Raw genomic sequence first — 13,761 nt, 5'->3', positions numbered from 1 at the left:
GTCAGCTGGGAGGATACGCCGCCATGGCTTTTTCCACAGCCTCGCGAATCGCATCGGCGCGTTCGATCTGATTACCTTGGGTGCCGGTTTCGGCGCTGGCGCTCCACACCGGTTGGCCGTTGCTGGCATCGAACAGATCGACCCGCACCACTACGACCTGCTCTTGGTAGGTGCGCATGACCGGCACTGTGTTGTACATGCCGTAACCGCGACCGTAACGATCATAGCCGCCGTATCCACCGTAGTAGCCGTAGTCGTCGCGAACCTGGCGCAATCGGGTTTCCAGACGCAGGTCGGCGCTGACCAGCAGATCGGCCGGCCGATTGTCGCGCATCGGCCGCAAGCCGCGCTGGTCGAGGGCGTTGCTGACCGCCTCGGCCACCTGCGCCGAATCGGCCCACGCCGTGCCCGGCGGCAACTGCCCGTCGCGCCAGGCCCAATTGCGGTAGCGCCCGTAATCACGCGGCGGCGCCGGGTAGGCGCTGCGGTCGAAGGTGGTGGCGGCTTGCGGCGGTGCCGGCGGCAACGGCCGTGACTGCGCCACGTATGGATTGCTGCCCTGACAGGCGGCTAATCCCAGACACATCAGCAGTAACCCGCATTGAGCTTTCATGTTGCGCTCCGCTCAGATCGGCCGGCAGATCCAGTGCAAGTAACGCCCAAGCCCGGCAAAGCCTGGGTGACGACGGTGCGCAAGTTCCATTTCCAGCAAGTCCGCCAGTTCGGCGCGGGCCTGGAATTCCACCGGCATGTAATCGTGAAATACCCGTACGCCGCTCTGGCTTTCGACCTGCCACATTCCAGCGAGTTGCGTTGCCAATTCCCGTGGGTCGAGAGGCTGTTGCGGGGTCAGGCTCTGCTTTTCGCCAGCCATGACGTTCTTGCGCATTTTCTTGAAATGGCCCTTGAGCAGATTGCGATAAATCAACGCATCACGGTTGTAGAACGCCAGCGACAGCCAGCCGCCGGGCTTGGTCAGTTGATGCAGCACCGGCAGGATGGCGTGGGGCTCGGCGAGCCATTCCAGCACGGCATGGCAGATCACCAGGTCGTAGGGCTCGGTGAGCTGGCCGAGCAGTTCCTGCCACGGTGCCTGAATGAACGTCGCGGTGTGTCCGGCCTCGGCAAAACGCTGGCGCGCGCCTTCGAGCATCGGTTCGGCCGGCTCGGTGAAGGTGACGTCATGGCCGCGCTCGGCCAGCCACAGCGACATGTGCCCAAGGCCCCCGCCGATATCGAGCACGCGCAGCGGCCGATCTGGCAAGGCCTCGGTCAGATCGGCCTGCAACACCGCGAGGCGAATCGCGCCTTTGGCGCCGCCGTAGATTTTTTCTGCAAAGCGCGTGGCCAACTGATCGAAATGCCGGTCGCTCATCAGCTGAACCGCCGTTCGCTGTCGGCGAGCTTGGCGCGCACCACTTCATTCATGTCCAGACCCAGTTCGCTGCACAGCAGCAACAGATACAGGACGATGTCGCCGACTTCCTGCCCGGCATGCGCGAGTTTGTCCGCCGGCAACTGGCGCGACTGGTCCTCTGTCAGCCACTGGAAGATTTCCACCAGCTCGGCCATTTCCACGCTGGCGGCCATGGCGAGGTTTTTCGGGCTGTGAAATTGCCGCCAGTCATTGCGGTCGCGAATGGTGTGCAAGCGTTCGGTCAGTTCTACAAGGTTCATCGGGCTCTCCTGAAGACGCATAGCTTCGGGGGGAAGCGGGCTGAAGGCAAGCAGCGCAGATGATCCATTGTGGGAGCGAGCCTGCTCGCGAAGGCGGTGGATCATCCAGACCGGATTTGCCTGACACGCCCCCTTCGCGAACAGGCTCGCTCCCACACATGATCCGGGCAAACCTTCTATCATGCAGGGAACTCGGCCGCCCTCGGCGTGGCCCAAGGCTCAGCTCTTTCATCAGGGATGCACACATGCGTGTAGAAAGCTTTTTCGAATGGCTCGGCCAGGCACTCGGTTCGATCATCCGCTTTATCGTCGATGGCCTCAGTGGTCTGTTCAATATGCTCAGCAATGCCGGCGGCAACTTTGTCGACGGCCTGGCGCAGACGCTGGGGATGGACACCTCGATCATCAGCATCATCGCCCTGATCGTTGGCCTGATGCTGCTGTGGTCGGCGATTCGGGCGTTCATGAACGCGTCGATCGTTGCCGGGATCATCTGGTTGCTGCTGGGGTTGTGGTTGTTGAGCTGGATCATCCATTAACACCACCGCCACCCTGTGGGAGCGAGCCTGCTCGCGAATGGCCGGCACAGCCGAATTCTTCACGCTCGGTCAGTCTTCGCGAGCAGGCTCGCTCCCACATTGAACGGCATGACTCGCTACAATCCCCGCTCCCCCAAGGAGCCTGCATGTCCTCTCTGATTACCGACTGGCGCGACCGCCCGACTCACCGCAAGGTCTGGGCGCTCGCCGCGCCAATGATCCTTTCCAATATTTCCGTGCCGCTGGTGGCGCTGGTCGACAGCACTGTCATCGGCCATCTGCCGCATGCCCATCAATTAGGTGCGGTGGCGGTCGGCGCCAGTCTGTACACCTTTCTCGCCTGGGCGATGGGTTTTCTGCGCATGGGCACCACCGGTTTTGCCGCGCAGGCTGCCGGGCGCAGCGATGGCGCGGCGTTGCGGCAGATTCTCTTGCAGGGCCTGCTGCTGGCGCTGGGCCTGGCCGTCGTGCTTGGCTGTCTCGGCGTGCCACTCAGCGGCGTTGCGCTGCACTTCATGCAGCCATCGGCGGAGCTGGATCAATTGACCCGGGAGTTTTTCCACGGGCGCCTGTTCGGCCTGCCCGCCGCGCTGGCGACGTATGCGCTGGTCGGCTGGTTCCTCGGTACGCAGAATGCGCGGGCGCCGCTGGCGATTCTGCTGAGCACCAACCTGATCAACATTGTGCTCAATCTGTGGTTTGTCATCGGCCTGGACTGGGGCGTGGTCGGTTCCGCGCGCGCTTCGGTGATCGCCGAATGGAGCGGCGCCCTGCTCGGTCTATGGCTGACGCGCACGGCGTTGCGCGCCTATCCGGGGCAGATCATCTGGTCGGCGTTGAAAGTCTGGCAGAGCTGGCGTCCGCTGCTGGCGGTCAACCGTGACATTTTCATCCGCAGCCTCGCCCTGCAATCGGTGTTTTTCCTGATCACCGTGCAAGGCGCGCGGCTCGGCGATGCGACCGTAGCGGCCAATGCGTTGCTGCTCAACGGCCTGCTGCTGACTGCTCACGCACTCGATGGACTGGCGCATGCCGTTGAAGCCTTGTGCGGGCATGCCATCGGCGCCCGGGATCGCCTGGCCTTGCGTCGATCGCTGGTGGTGGCCGGCGGCTGGTCGCTGATCGCCAGCCTCGGATTCGCTGGGCTGTTTCTGCTCGCCGGGCACCTGTTCATCGAGATGCAGACCGACATTCAGAGCGTGCGCGACACGGCTTTCGTCTACCTGCCCTACCTCGCCGTGCTGCCGCTGATTGCAGTGTGGAGTTACCTGCTCGACGGTCTGTTCATCGGCGCCACCCGCGCGCGGGAAATGCGCAACGGCATGCTGCTGACGGTGTTGTTGCTCCTGCCGTTCGCCTGGTTCTTGCAAGCACTGGGCAATCACGGCCTGTGGATATCTTTCCTGCTGTTCATGGTCTTGCGCAGCTTGACCCTCGGCGCTCAAGCCCTGTGGCTGAAACGCAGCGATGGCTGGTTCAGCGGCAAGGCTCACTGACGGCATCAGTCAGTCCGCCGCACCCCACTGCCGACGCAGAAAGTCGAGCCGTTCCGGCTGGGTCAGTCCAGCCGGCGGCACGATCAGCACCGCGCGCGGATTGAGCAGGCGCAGCCACAGCCAGCCATCCAGCACAGCGCGATCACTGAAACCCAGCGCCAGACCTTGTTGCACATGCACAGAGATCGTCTGGTAATCGGCGCTCAGGGATTGGCACCAGCGCCAGATGTGTTGTTCCAGCAGACAGGTTTGCAGGCGCTCACGCTGGCGCCGGGTCAGGCTTTCTTCGATGCCCAGCGGCTCGACGAGCAGGCCGGGATTGCGCAGCTGTTGCCAGCCCTGACTACCGATGGCGCGGTCAGCCCAGGTACCACCAAACCAGCGCAACTGGCGGATCGGCCCGAGCCAGCGACTCAGTTGCGCGGCATCGCAGGCGTCGAAGAAATAGCTGGCGGTCTGCCGGTTGTAATAGCTGAGCAAGGCCCGGTGATTCAAGCCGAACGAGACGGTGAGCATGCGCTGCAAGTGGCTGATCAGCTGCCGCGCCGGTATTTCGCAGCTCAGCAGCAGCCCGCGCCAAGTGTCCGGGTCGCGCAGGCACAAGGCGGTCAAGGCCGGACTCTCGCGCAAGTCGACAAGAACCGGGCCGTGCTCGCTGACCGGTTGAAATTCGGTACCGTCGAACAACCGGTGACGCTGCACATCGGCAAAGCCCTGCCGCAAAGTCAGCAGAGCGCGTGACGCATCAGGGGTATCGAGCAACAGCCATTGCGCCATAGGCTCAAGCGCCGCGCCGCTCATCTTGCGCTGCTCTGATCAAGCGCGGTCAACAGCCGGCAACTGCACACGGACTCGGCGCAGTGGTTGAAGCTGCCGCCGCCCGGCAGCAGGCATAGCAGCAGCAACGGCTCGCCGGACTGCAACAATTGCTGCAGCCCATCGCTCACCAGCAACTGCGGCAACGGGACATCGTCCTCAACCGCATCCTCTGCCAGCGCCGCAGGCTGGAGAACGCCGCTGACCATCGGCTGATCGGGATCGCCTTCGAGGAAACTCACCACGACCTCCACGCCATCGGCCAGCGCCGCTGAAGGCAACTCGCTCAGGGCTGGTGCAAGCGGTAACCAGCAATGGCTAGGCGCTGCGCCTTCGCCCTGATACAGCCAGTCGAATTGCACCGCGACCGGCCGCGAGCGATCAGGTTGCGCTTCATCGACCGAAACCACCCAGGCACGCTGCAGGCTGTGCATGCGCTGCTTGGCTGGCGTTGCGGCGGGCGCACAGACGGGCAGCCGCGCGGCAGCGAACAGGCGATTGCTGTAGGCCGGTTCAAGTGAATGATCGGCACGGTGCTCGATGCGGGTCAGCAACCATGGGCGGTTGCATTCGATGAAGGGATGGCCGTCCAGCGGCAACCATTGACCGCTGCGCAGGGCGGACAAATCGCTGTGGCCTTCGGCATTCGGTACCCGCTGGCTGGCCTGTGAATCTTCGTGCAGTTGCCACTGGCGTACGGCGCAAGCGACGCAATGCTGCTCATGCTCGCCCTGATAGTGAGCGACGTCTGCCTGCGGCATCCGCGTCGGGTCATCGCCGAATACCAGGCAATGCCTGTCGCGGTGATGCTCGAAGTAATAGTGAATGCGCGCCTCTGCGCAAAGGCGCTGGAGCAGTCGCAGATCGGATTCGCGGTACTGCGTACAGAAGGTGCGCGCGGGGTGGTCGCCGTGCAGGTCGAAACGTCGTTGCAGGCCGACAATACCGTGCTCGCGCAGGACCTGGTCGATGATCTGCGGCACGGAGCGGCCGCTGAAAATGCGCTGACTCAAACGCAGGTCAAGGCAGTCGAGCCTGGGCCCCAGACGCACGCGACTCAAGCGCAGGCCATGGCTGTGCTCATGCTGGACAAGGCTGTGCAATTGCCCGTGCACACCCTGGCCGGGCGGGCCGAAGCACAGGAACGCAGAACGGTGCAGCAGGCCGGCGAGATCCAGATGCGGATCGTCGATCACCACATCGATCTCGAAGGCAAAGGGTTCGCTGAGCGCTTCCCTTCCGGTAAAGGCGAGAACGTCGAAGGGGTCGGACAGGCCCGCTACATCGAGACGAAACGACGGCTCGTTGACTGGATCGAACATGGGCGGATCTCTACAGGGGGGGCGGCCGGGGATTCTCGCCGAGAGGCATGGCCGAGTAGAGAGGCGAAGTACAACTTAGGAAATGACCTACGCGAAAAGCAGACCGGAAGAGTTTGCTGACCGTGATCGCACAGGTTTTCGTGAAAAAATCAGGAGATGTCCCACCGGAATGTCCGAATTTTCCACAACTCGCGGAAAAAAATCGGACAACCCGGGCGGAACGCTATCGGGTCTCAGGAAGACAGATAGGAAGAGCGGGTCAGACCCAGACGCAGTGCATCGAGGAACTGCGTGCGCTCGCTGGCACTGATGCGGGCACTGGCGCATTTGTCGCGGTAGTGCGTCATCAGCTCTTCCGGCGACAGGTGCACGTAACGCAGCATGTCTTCGATGGTGTCGTGGGTTTCGATACCGGCGTGGTACACGCTGCCATCGGCGTTCTGGTAGATGTTCACCGAGTCGGTGTCACCGAACAGGTTATGCATGTCGCCGAGGATTTCCTGATAGGCGCCGACCAGAAACACGCCCAGCAGGTAATCTTCGCCTTCATTCAACGCGTGCACCGGCAGGCTGGTTTCGATGCTCTGCTCGTCAACGTACTGGTTGATCTTGCCGTCGGAGTCGCAGGTCAGATCCTGCAGCACCGCGCGGCGCAGCGGCTCTTCATCGAGGCGATGCAGCGGGATGATCGGCAACACCTGATCGATCGCCCAGGTGTCCGGCAGGCTCTGGAATACCGAGAAGTTGCAGATGTACTTGTCGGCCAGCTTGTCGTTGAGTTCGTCGAGCACCTGGCGGTGCGAACGCTGACGCGCCTTCAGCGAGTTGTGCAAGCGCCGGCACACGGCGAAGTAGCACTGCTCGGCGAGGGCTTTTTCGGCCAGGGTCAGCTTGCCATCGGCGTACTGCGCGGCGACGTCGCTCATATAGTGCGTGGCGCGCCAGTAAGTTTCGGTGACCATTTCGATGTCGGTCGGGCCGAGCAGATCGACCAGCCACTGCACGGTTTCCGGCAGGCTTTCCTTGTTTTCGATCAGCGGGATTTCGTCGTTGTGTTTCTCGACGTCGGTGACCTGCACCACCAGCATTGCGTGGTGCGCGGTCAGCGAGCGGCCACTCTCGGAGAAGATGTGCGGATGCGGCAGGCTCTGCGCGTCGCAGAATTCCTTGAGCATGCCGACCACGACACCGGCGTAATCGTCCATGTCGTAGTTGATCGAACTGGCGTTGCGCGAGTGGGTACCGTCGTAGTCGACACCGAGGCCGCCGCCGACGTCGATGTGATCGACCGGCAGCCCGAGGTTGCGCAGCTCGCCGTAGTAACGGATCGCTTCCTTGAAGCCGTGCTGATAGTCAGCGAGGTTGGCAATCTGCGAACCCATGTGGAAGTGCAGCAGGCGGATGCCCTGATCCAGGCCAGCGCCACGGAAGCGCTCGACCACCGACAGCAGTTGTGCCGCCGACAGACCGAATTTGGATTTCTCGCCACCGGTGTCCGCCCATTTCGACGAGGCCAGCGACGACAGGCGCACGCGCAGCCCCACCTGCGGCTTGACCTTCAGCGAGGCGGCTTCTTCGATCACCAGGCCGACTTCGGATTCTTTCTCGATGACGATGAACACGTTGTGGCCGAGTTTCTGGCCCATCAGCGCCAGGCGAATGAACTCGCGGTCCTTGTAACCGTTGCAGACGATGGTGCCGCCCTTCGGCGCCAGCGCCAGCACCGCCAGCAGCTCAGGCTTGGAGCCGGCTTCCAGACCGATGGAGACGTTCTGGGTGGCGATGATGTTCTCGATCACCGCTTCCTGCTGGTTGACCTTGATCGGGTACAGCGCGGTGTACTTGCTCTGGTATTCCAGGCGTTCGATGTTCGAATCGAAAGCGCCGGTCAACTGACGGACACGGTCTTGCAGGATGTCGGGGAAACGCACCAGCAACGGCAAGGACAAACCGCTCTTGCGCAGTTGGTCGACTTGCTCGAACAGGTCGATAGGCGAGCTGCTCGGGCCGTTCGGACGTACTTCGACGCGACCGGCTTCATTGATCGCGAAATACCCGGCCCCCCAATGGCGGATCCCGTAAACGCTGCGGCTGTCCGCAACTGTCCATTGGCTGCCATCGTCTTTACGTGTGCGTCGTACGGACATCGAAGTCCCCTATAAAGAAGTCAGAGTGCGTCGCCTGACGTTCAGGCCGGCGCAGTCTAAAGAATGAAAATGACGGTTCGTCAGTGCGGCGGTAGACCGCACTGACTGCGTGGAGTTTAGAAACCGGTCATGAACAGGCTCTGTGAAAACCATGGCGACGACGCCGGATCCGAGAACACTCGAAGCCGGATCAAGCCGCCGGAGGGTTTCACAGAGGCTGCTAGCCGCCGGATTTCTTCGCTTTGAAACCGTGCTTGATCAGCTCTGCCAAGAGTAGCTCGACGTGATCGCCCTGGATTTCGATGATGCCGTCCTTCAACGCCCCGCCGGTGCCACAACGTTTCTTCAACGTCGTCGCCAGCTCCTTGAGCGCGTCTTCGGCCAGGGGCACGCCGGTGATGGTGGTCACCGTCTTGCCGCCACGCCCTTTGCTTTCGCGACGCACGCGGGCAATGCCGTCACCGGCCGGGATCACGGTTTGTTTGCAGATACAGGCGTCCACCGGTTTGCTGCATTCCGGGCAATGACGACCTGCGTCGGTGGAAAATACCAGGCCGCCCAGGGCGGCGAAGGATGCGGCTTTCTTGGCCACCGGCAATCCTCTCGGGAGGACAAAGACTGATCGCAACCTTGGGCAAGGTCAGCGACCGCGAAGCCCCACTCAGGCAGGGGCAGCGCTACTGCATCGGAAAACTTTGAACGCTGGACTGAATATCTGTAGGAGCTGACGAGTGCAACGAGGCTGCGATCTTTTGATCCTGATCTTTAAAAGCAAGACCAAAAGATCGCAGCCTTCGGCAGCTCCTACGGTAAATCTGCAGGCCAACCCTCAAGCTATCCGGTGCAGTTTGAAAAAGGTCGCGCAGTGTAACGGCAAAAATCGCGATTGCTAAGTGCCAATCGGCGCCAATTCATGTGTTCTTTGCGACGTCGCTTTGCTGCGCCTTGAGATAGCGCTTCAGCGCGGCCAGAGAGTCCGGGCAATAAGGCTTTTCGCTGATTTCGCGCATGACCTGTTCAACCGGGATGAATCGCGCTTCGAGGACTTCTTCCGGCTGCAGTTTCAGCGGCCCGTCCCACACGGCGGAAAACGCCGAACACCACAGACGATTGCCGGTGTCTTCGAAGTAGAAGTGATCGTGAGCGGTGAGTTCGACGCCGCTGACGCCCAACTCTTCCTCCAACTCGCGCGCCGCCGACTCGGCGTAGCTTTCGTCAGCCTGAACCATGCCGCCTGCGGCGACATCCCAGTAACCGGGGTAAATCGCCTTGCTCAACGTGCGCCGGTGCACGCACAGCTCACCGGCGGAATTGAACAGCATGATGTAGGTGCCACGGCCGATCAGCCCGCGCTCGCGCAAATCGGCGCGCACCAGCGCGCCGAGCAGGTTGTCCTGCTCGTCGACCCAAGCGATCTGTTCAGCGTCCGAGGCGGCGCGATGGGCCGCCTCTCTTGCAGTCTGGCTCACGTATCAGCCCTGATTGAGCAGTTGACGCAAATCGATCACCGCCGCGTTGGCCCGGGAAATGTAGTTGGCCATGACCAGCGAGTGGTTGGCCAACACGCCGAAACCGCTGCCATTGAGGATCATCGGACTCCACACCGGCTCTTGCGAAGCCTCCAGCTCACGGATGATCTGGCGCACGCTGACGGTGGCGTTCTTCTTCGCCAGCACATCGGCGAAGTCGACTTCGATGGCGCGCAGCAGATGCGACAGCGCCCAGGCCTGACCGCGTGCTTCGTAGAACACGTTGTCGATTTGCATCCACGGGGTTTCCACGACTTCTTCGTCAACCTGCGGCACTTCGCCGACCGCCGGGACTTCGGTCTTCAGCGCAGTATTGAGCTTGACCCGACCGACACTGGCCGACAGGCGTTGCGACAGCGAACCGAGACGGGTACCGACATCGCCCAGCCAGTTGTTGAGGTTGTCGGCGCGCGCATAGAACAGCGCGTTTTTCTGATTCGGATCCGACAAGCGCGACTGATAGCGGCTCAGGGAGTTGATCCCTTCCTGATACTCCGACTCGCTGGACGGCAGCACCCAGCTCTTGTTGTCGAAGTTGAAGCGCGGTTCGGCCTTGGCCAGATCGGCGTCTTCGGCGGACTGCGATTGCGAGCGGGCGAAGTCTTTGCGCAGGGCGCGGGTCAGGTCACGCACCTGCACCAGCACGCCGTATTCCCAGCTCGGCGTGTTGTCCATCCACAGGCCCGGCGGGAAACGATCGTTGGAAATGTAACCGCCCGGCTTGTTGAGCAAGGTGCCGGCGACGGTCTTCAGGGTTTCGACCGTGGTGTAGCCGACCACCATTTGCTTGCCTTCCTTCTCGGCAGCGACCTGGGCGTTCTGCGCCACCGGAAACAGCTCCGGTTCCTGGCTCCAGTACCAGCCCAGCGCGATGGTGACCAGCAAGTACAGACCGACCACTGTGGCCAGCGCCCGGCTGAACAGCAGCCCGCCGACATAGCTGCGGGTGGCCGACTTGGGCTCGGCGGCACGTTCAGGCGCGCTGCCCGCGCGGTTTTTCCAGTCCAGCATGGCGATATCCTTTCAATCACTTGGGTTCAACGGTTCGACCACAACCATACAACAACGTGCCAAGGCCTAGCACCCGCTATCGCGGCACTGGCGCAAAACAAGCGAAGGACGTCGCGAAAGAAAGAATAAACGCAGGTTTCAGACGTTGAAGATGCGCAGCGAAAGCTGCCGCACTTGATCGTCGGTAAACAGATGAGCAATGCCTAAGACGTCAGTTCGACGCTGACTGGGTATTCCATCGATCGTGGCGATGTAGGCCTGCGCGGGTAAAGGCTCACCGGTAACACTGTCGACCAGACGAAAGATTCGCGCCGTGCGGGTGGGCTGCTCGGGAGGGTTGTTCATCAGCTCGAGCACGGCTTGTTGGAACACCGCTTCGGCGCCCTGCCAGTAGCCATAGTCGGCTTCGGCTTTGATCAGGCACCATTCACCCTGCTTGATCTGCGCCAGGACTTCGCTGTCCAGATTGATCATCAAGCCCGCGCGCAATTGGTCCAGCCCTTCGAGCGATTGGCGCATGCTCAACAGGCTGCTGACGTGGGCCAGCGCCTCCTCCACGCAACAGACATGCTGGCGCTCGTGGTCGGTCAGGCTCATTTCACGGACCAGCCTCAACGGAGTTCCTCGCCTTGCCACTCGTCCGAGCCCATCGTCCGGCTGATTTCGTGGCGCCAGTAGATGCGCCGGTAGCTGAAGTGGACTTTCTCCAGTTGGGTGAGATGCGACGTGGCCGTGTCGAGACAGTTCGGCATCAATAGTTCGCTGCCGACGACCAACGCGTCCTCCAGTTCCACCGTGTAGAAGTGCTCCTGCACGCCGCTGGCCGACGTGCGATAGAACTCCACGCGACACTCGCTCAGCAACTCGCCGCTGGACAGCGCCATGTTCAGCAAGGGCGAAGCCTTGTCGAGGGTTTTGGTGATGATCAATGGCCTGTGCATCCGCCGCCCGGCGCCCTGATCCTTGGGGATATACATGCCATGGCTGAGGGCCTGAACCATGATCTTGTCTTCGCGCCCGCTCTGGTAGGTATTGCCCACCGAAGCTTCAGTGAAAGCGCCGGCGGTGATCAGGCCCTGGCGGCTGCCGTGAATGGTCATGAAGGCTGGGATGGGCATGGGATGGCTCCTTTTTCGGGTAGGGGTGGGAGGAAATGATGGGATTCGAGGCGGCGATCTTCCATCTCGTCGAAAGGAATCCACGGTTCGGCAACGTCGAGAGTGATGAGGTAGCGCTCCTGATCGAGGTGCCTTGAATCTCTGAAGCGCGCAAGAATCAGCATTGCCTGGTATTTATCACCGGCCTGCCAATAGGACACCCCCGAAAGCACTCCCTGTCTGACGTATGCGCGCCATTCGGGGGTGTCCGCGATTGTCGGGTCACCCTGCGTACCCATCGGTTTCCAGCCTTTGGCGCACCATTGGTTCTGCAGATCGGTGACAACCTTCATGGCGTCGTCGATCAGCAGAGGTTCGATTTGCGGAGACATGCGGATGCTCACGGTCAGATTGTTGACGAACGTCACGGTGAAAAACCGAGCCAGCGGCGTCTCGAACCCGTACTGCGGATCAACGAAGCGCAGGCGCGCATCCGTCTTCGGAATGCCACCGGAAACAGACTTGCTACCCCGCCCCCACACACTGAACGGAGCGGTCGAATGCGCCTCCATGTACTCGTAGGTTTCGCCGATCCCCAAAATAATGACTGGTTCGTTCCACAGCGGTTGCATCAGTTGCCGTAAAGCGGCCAATGCAACAGCAGCACTTACCACCAACCACACCCAGCGACGCCGGCCTATTTGCCTAAGGCGCAAGCTCATCAGCCCTCCTCCCTCATCGCAATCTCGCGAATTGACTGCGCCAACAATCCTCTGTTGCTGTCGTTGAGCAAGAGATCAAAACGACTTGCCGCCCGCAGCACAAACTTCATCCGCTGGTCGATATCGGACAAATCCGCCAGCGGATTGCTATCAAAATCAATGGTCCGGCCGTCATCGACACGCTGGCATTGGCTGGTCAGCGTCAGCTCCATGGCCTGAGCGACACCGGAAGGAAAGTTGGTGACGAAAGAAAAATGATTGCCGCGCAAAAGCGCAACCAGGTGGCTGTTTTCGTAAATGGTCGGCTGGAGGATATTTTGCTGCTCGTGCCACGCCAAATGCTTCACGCTTTCGGCAACGCTGCCCGCGTCTATAGCTTCGAAGGCTTTCTCTATTTCAGAATAATCACGACCGAAACCAAGCGTTTCCTCACCTACCGGCCAAAGCACCGGCCACTTCGCATGCGCATGAATCTTCCGCCTTTCACGAAGACATTTCTTCAACTCCGCCAATCCCCGCACCGCATAGAACTGATGCAACGGATAAACATCCAGAAACAGCGTGGTATTGCCCATCGCCATCATCTCGTAGACATGCCGGAACTGTTGCCCGGCCACCGACAGCTCTTCGCCCGGCACCCGGACATCCATGACAGACAGCGGATTACGCGCCTGAGCCTGTTGATATTCACGCAGGTCTTCGGCCTGCCCCGGGATTTTTTCCGGCGTGAGCAATCCGGATTCGCGTCGGCTGTCTCGCAGCCGCTGCCGCGCTTCGTATTCCTCGCGGATGCGTTCAATACTCTGTGCCGCATGCAGCAAGCCACAGCCGACCTGCTTGGAGGCAAACGCCGCCAGGCCCGCCCATTGAAAACGTGAGTCGTGCAACCACAACCGGGCATAAGCCGCGTTGATCGCTCGGTTGCGCGCGACCGGATCGGCAATCAGCACGCCGTTCGGCGCGACGATTGCTTCGGCCTCTCGCTGATAGCGCCGCCAGAGGCATTGGCAGGTCAGCACTGGCACCTCTGTCACCTGCACCCTCTCGCCATACAACAACTCTTCGCCGCAAGCGCAGTCGTCGATGGGCGTGATGTTGTGATTGAGGCGCTGGGCATCACTGGCGAGTTCGGTGAAACATTGGCTCATGGCGGATGGACGGCAACTAGGGGAATCCCTGAACCGTACCAGCCAACCGGGCCGGTGAAAGCGCTTAGAAAAAAAATCAGAAAGCGCTGTCAGACGCCGCCCATCAAGGCCGGTGAAATGTCGACAGCGCTGGCAGGATTGCTCGTAAAACCCCAGCATGCGGGCACTTGGAAAAAATCAGAGGTAAAAACAAAACCACCCGGTCAGAAACTGAATCGTGTCGTCCAGCAGATTATTGACGTACGACACTCGTCTAA

15 protein-coding genes are annotated in these 13,761 nt (G+C 61.2%); 2 read left to right on the top strand and 13 right to left on the bottom strand.

What is annotated here, in order from left to right; genetic code table 11:
• Position 1: 1 nt before the first annotated feature.
• The 3 genes from AC4IHP_RS21180 to AC4IHP_RS21170 are packed head-to-tail and all read right to left on the bottom strand — an operon-like array spanning position 2 to position 1,677.
• Positions 2-613: a DUF4136 domain-containing protein gene (locus tag AC4IHP_RS21180; protein WP_490832666.1), complete on the bottom strand. Its 612-nt coding sequence runs from the start codon at positions 611-613 to the stop codon at positions 2-4.
• A gap of 12 nt (positions 614-625) precedes the next feature.
• Entirely contained in the window at positions 626-1,375 is a 750-nt protein-coding gene (locus AC4IHP_RS21175) for a methyltransferase (protein ID WP_212615217.1), read from the bottom strand.
• Positions 1,375-1,677, bottom strand: a complete 303-nt coding sequence (locus AC4IHP_RS21170; RefSeq protein WP_434767602.1) for a MazG-like family protein — start codon at positions 1,675-1,677, stop codon at positions 1,375-1,377. Before AC4IHP_RS21170 ends, AC4IHP_RS21175 begins: the two co-directional genes overlap by 1 nt.
• Positions 1,678-1,922: 245 nt before the next feature.
• Here AC4IHP_RS21170 and AC4IHP_RS21165 point away from each other — a divergent pair, with 245 nt between their 5' ends.
• Both AC4IHP_RS21165 and AC4IHP_RS21160 read left to right on the top strand, forming a co-directional pair.
• Positions 1,923-2,216 (top strand): hypothetical protein, encoded by a 294-nt coding sequence (locus AC4IHP_RS21165; RefSeq protein ID WP_490832665.1) that lies wholly within the window; start codon positions 1,923-1,925, stop codon positions 2,214-2,216.
• A gap of 146 nt (positions 2,217-2,362) precedes the next feature.
• Entirely contained in the window at positions 2,363-3,712 is a 1,350-nt protein-coding gene (locus AC4IHP_RS21160) for an MATE family efflux transporter (RefSeq protein ID WP_490832664.1), read from the top strand.
• Positions 3,713-3,721: 9 nt separating this feature from the next.
• Here AC4IHP_RS21160 and AC4IHP_RS21155 read toward each other — a convergent pair whose 3' ends face one another.
• The 10 genes from AC4IHP_RS21155 to AC4IHP_RS21110 all read right to left on the bottom strand — a co-directional run bounded on the left by AC4IHP_RS21155 (position 3,722) and on the right by AC4IHP_RS21110 (position 13,504).
• Entirely contained in the window at positions 3,722-4,513 is a 792-nt protein-coding gene (locus AC4IHP_RS21155) for a DUF4123 domain-containing protein (RefSeq protein WP_460123630.1), read from the bottom strand.
• A complete protein-coding gene (locus AC4IHP_RS21150) occupies positions 4,510-5,850 on the bottom strand; it encodes a type VI secretion system Vgr family protein (protein WP_490832663.1) in 1,341 nt (446 codons plus the stop codon). Before AC4IHP_RS21150 ends, AC4IHP_RS21155 begins: the two co-directional genes overlap by 4 nt.
• A 233-nt stretch (positions 5,851-6,083) precedes the next feature.
• The gene (gene speA, locus AC4IHP_RS21145; protein ID WP_016771856.1) at positions 6,084-7,997 is read right to left on the bottom strand and encodes an arginine decarboxylase; all 1,914 of its coding nucleotides are present in this window, start codon (positions 7,995-7,997) and stop codon (positions 6,084-6,086) included.
• 220 nt (positions 7,998-8,217) lie between these two features.
• Positions 8,218-8,589, bottom strand: coding sequence for a translation initiation factor Sui1 (locus AC4IHP_RS21140; protein WP_007914613.1), 372 nt, complete (start codon positions 8,587-8,589; stop codon positions 8,218-8,220).
• 319 nt (positions 8,590-8,908) lie between these two features.
• Positions 8,909-9,466, bottom strand: a complete 558-nt coding sequence (locus AC4IHP_RS21135) for an NUDIX hydrolase (protein WP_490832662.1) — start codon at positions 9,464-9,466, stop codon at positions 8,909-8,911.
• A gap of 3 nt (positions 9,467-9,469) precedes the next feature.
• Positions 9,470-10,537 (bottom strand): DUF2333 family protein, encoded by a 1,068-nt coding sequence (locus AC4IHP_RS21130; protein WP_016771859.1) that lies wholly within the window; start codon positions 10,535-10,537, stop codon positions 9,470-9,472.
• A gap of 138 nt (positions 10,538-10,675) precedes the next feature.
• On the bottom strand, positions 10,676-11,134 hold the full coding sequence (locus tag AC4IHP_RS21125) for a hypothetical protein (protein WP_490832661.1): 459 nt from the start codon (positions 11,132-11,134) through the stop codon (positions 10,676-10,678).
• A gap of 14 nt (positions 11,135-11,148) precedes the next feature.
• The gene (locus AC4IHP_RS21120; RefSeq protein WP_460123614.1) at positions 11,149-11,655 is read right to left on the bottom strand and encodes an Hcp family type VI secretion system effector; all 507 of its coding nucleotides are present in this window, start codon (positions 11,653-11,655) and stop codon (positions 11,149-11,151) included.
• Positions 11,634-12,356 (bottom strand): hypothetical protein, encoded by a 723-nt coding sequence (locus tag AC4IHP_RS21115; RefSeq protein ID WP_460123611.1) that lies wholly within the window; start codon positions 12,354-12,356, stop codon positions 11,634-11,636. The genes AC4IHP_RS21120 and AC4IHP_RS21115 overlap by 22 nt, the downstream gene beginning before the upstream one ends.
• Positions 12,356-13,504 carry a DUF2515 family protein gene (locus AC4IHP_RS21110; protein WP_490832674.1) on the bottom strand — a complete coding sequence of 383 codons (1,149 nt, stop codon included), beginning with the start codon at positions 13,502-13,504 and terminating at the stop codon, positions 12,356-12,358. Before AC4IHP_RS21110 ends, AC4IHP_RS21115 begins: the two co-directional genes overlap by 1 nt.
• Between the last annotated feature and the right edge of the window lie 257 nt (positions 13,505-13,761).

This window comes from Pseudomonas sp. UF-293, from assembly GCF_058245595.1.
Note: the sequence above shows the minus strand (reverse complement) of the source record. Positions and strands in the feature narration are given on the sequence as shown.

What these genes read in the sequence shown, in the direction of transcription:
- speA (WP_016771856.1), bottom strand. Translation starts at nt 7,997, where the DNA reads ATGTCCGTACGACGCACACGTAAAGACGATGGCAGCCAATGGACAGTT.
- AC4IHP_RS21170 (WP_434767602.1), bottom strand. Translation starts at nt 1,677, where the DNA reads ATGAACCTTGTAGAACTGACCGAACGCTTGCACACCATTCGCGACCGC.
- AC4IHP_RS21110 (WP_490832674.1), bottom strand. Translation starts at nt 13,504, where the DNA reads ATGAGCCAATGTTTCACCGAACTCGCCAGTGATGCCCAGCGCCTCAAT.
- AC4IHP_RS21115 (WP_460123611.1), bottom strand. Translation starts at nt 12,356, where the DNA reads ATGAGCTTGCGCCTTAGGCAAATAGGCCGGCGTCGCTGGGTGTGGTTG.
- AC4IHP_RS21155 (WP_460123630.1), bottom strand. Translation starts at nt 4,513, where the DNA reads ATGAGCGGCGCGGCGCTTGAGCCTATGGCGCAATGGCTGTTGCTCGAT.
- AC4IHP_RS21160 (WP_490832664.1), top strand. Translation starts at nt 2,363, where the DNA reads ATGTCCTCTCTGATTACCGACTGGCGCGACCGCCCGACTCACCGCAAG.
- AC4IHP_RS21165 (WP_490832665.1), top strand. Translation starts at nt 1,923, where the DNA reads ATGCGTGTAGAAAGCTTTTTCGAATGGCTCGGCCAGGCACTCGGTTCG.
- AC4IHP_RS21175 (WP_212615217.1), bottom strand. Translation starts at nt 1,375, where the DNA reads ATGAGCGACCGGCATTTCGATCAGTTGGCCACGCGCTTTGCAGAAAAA.
- AC4IHP_RS21180 (WP_490832666.1), bottom strand. Translation starts at nt 613, where the DNA reads ATGAAAGCTCAATGCGGGTTACTGCTGATGTGTCTGGGATTAGCCGCC.
- AC4IHP_RS21125 (WP_490832661.1), bottom strand. Translation starts at nt 11,134, where the DNA reads ATGAGCCTGACCGACCACGAGCGCCAGCATGTCTGTTGCGTGGAGGAG.
- AC4IHP_RS21150 (WP_490832663.1), bottom strand. Translation starts at nt 5,850, where the DNA reads ATGTTCGATCCAGTCAACGAGCCGTCGTTTCGTCTCGATGTAGCGGGC.
- AC4IHP_RS21120 (WP_460123614.1), bottom strand. Translation starts at nt 11,655, where the DNA reads ATGCCCATCCCAGCCTTCATGACCATTCACGGCAGCCGCCAGGGCCTG.
- AC4IHP_RS21130 (WP_016771859.1), bottom strand. Translation starts at nt 10,537, where the DNA reads ATGCTGGACTGGAAAAACCGCGCGGGCAGCGCGCCTGAACGTGCCGCC.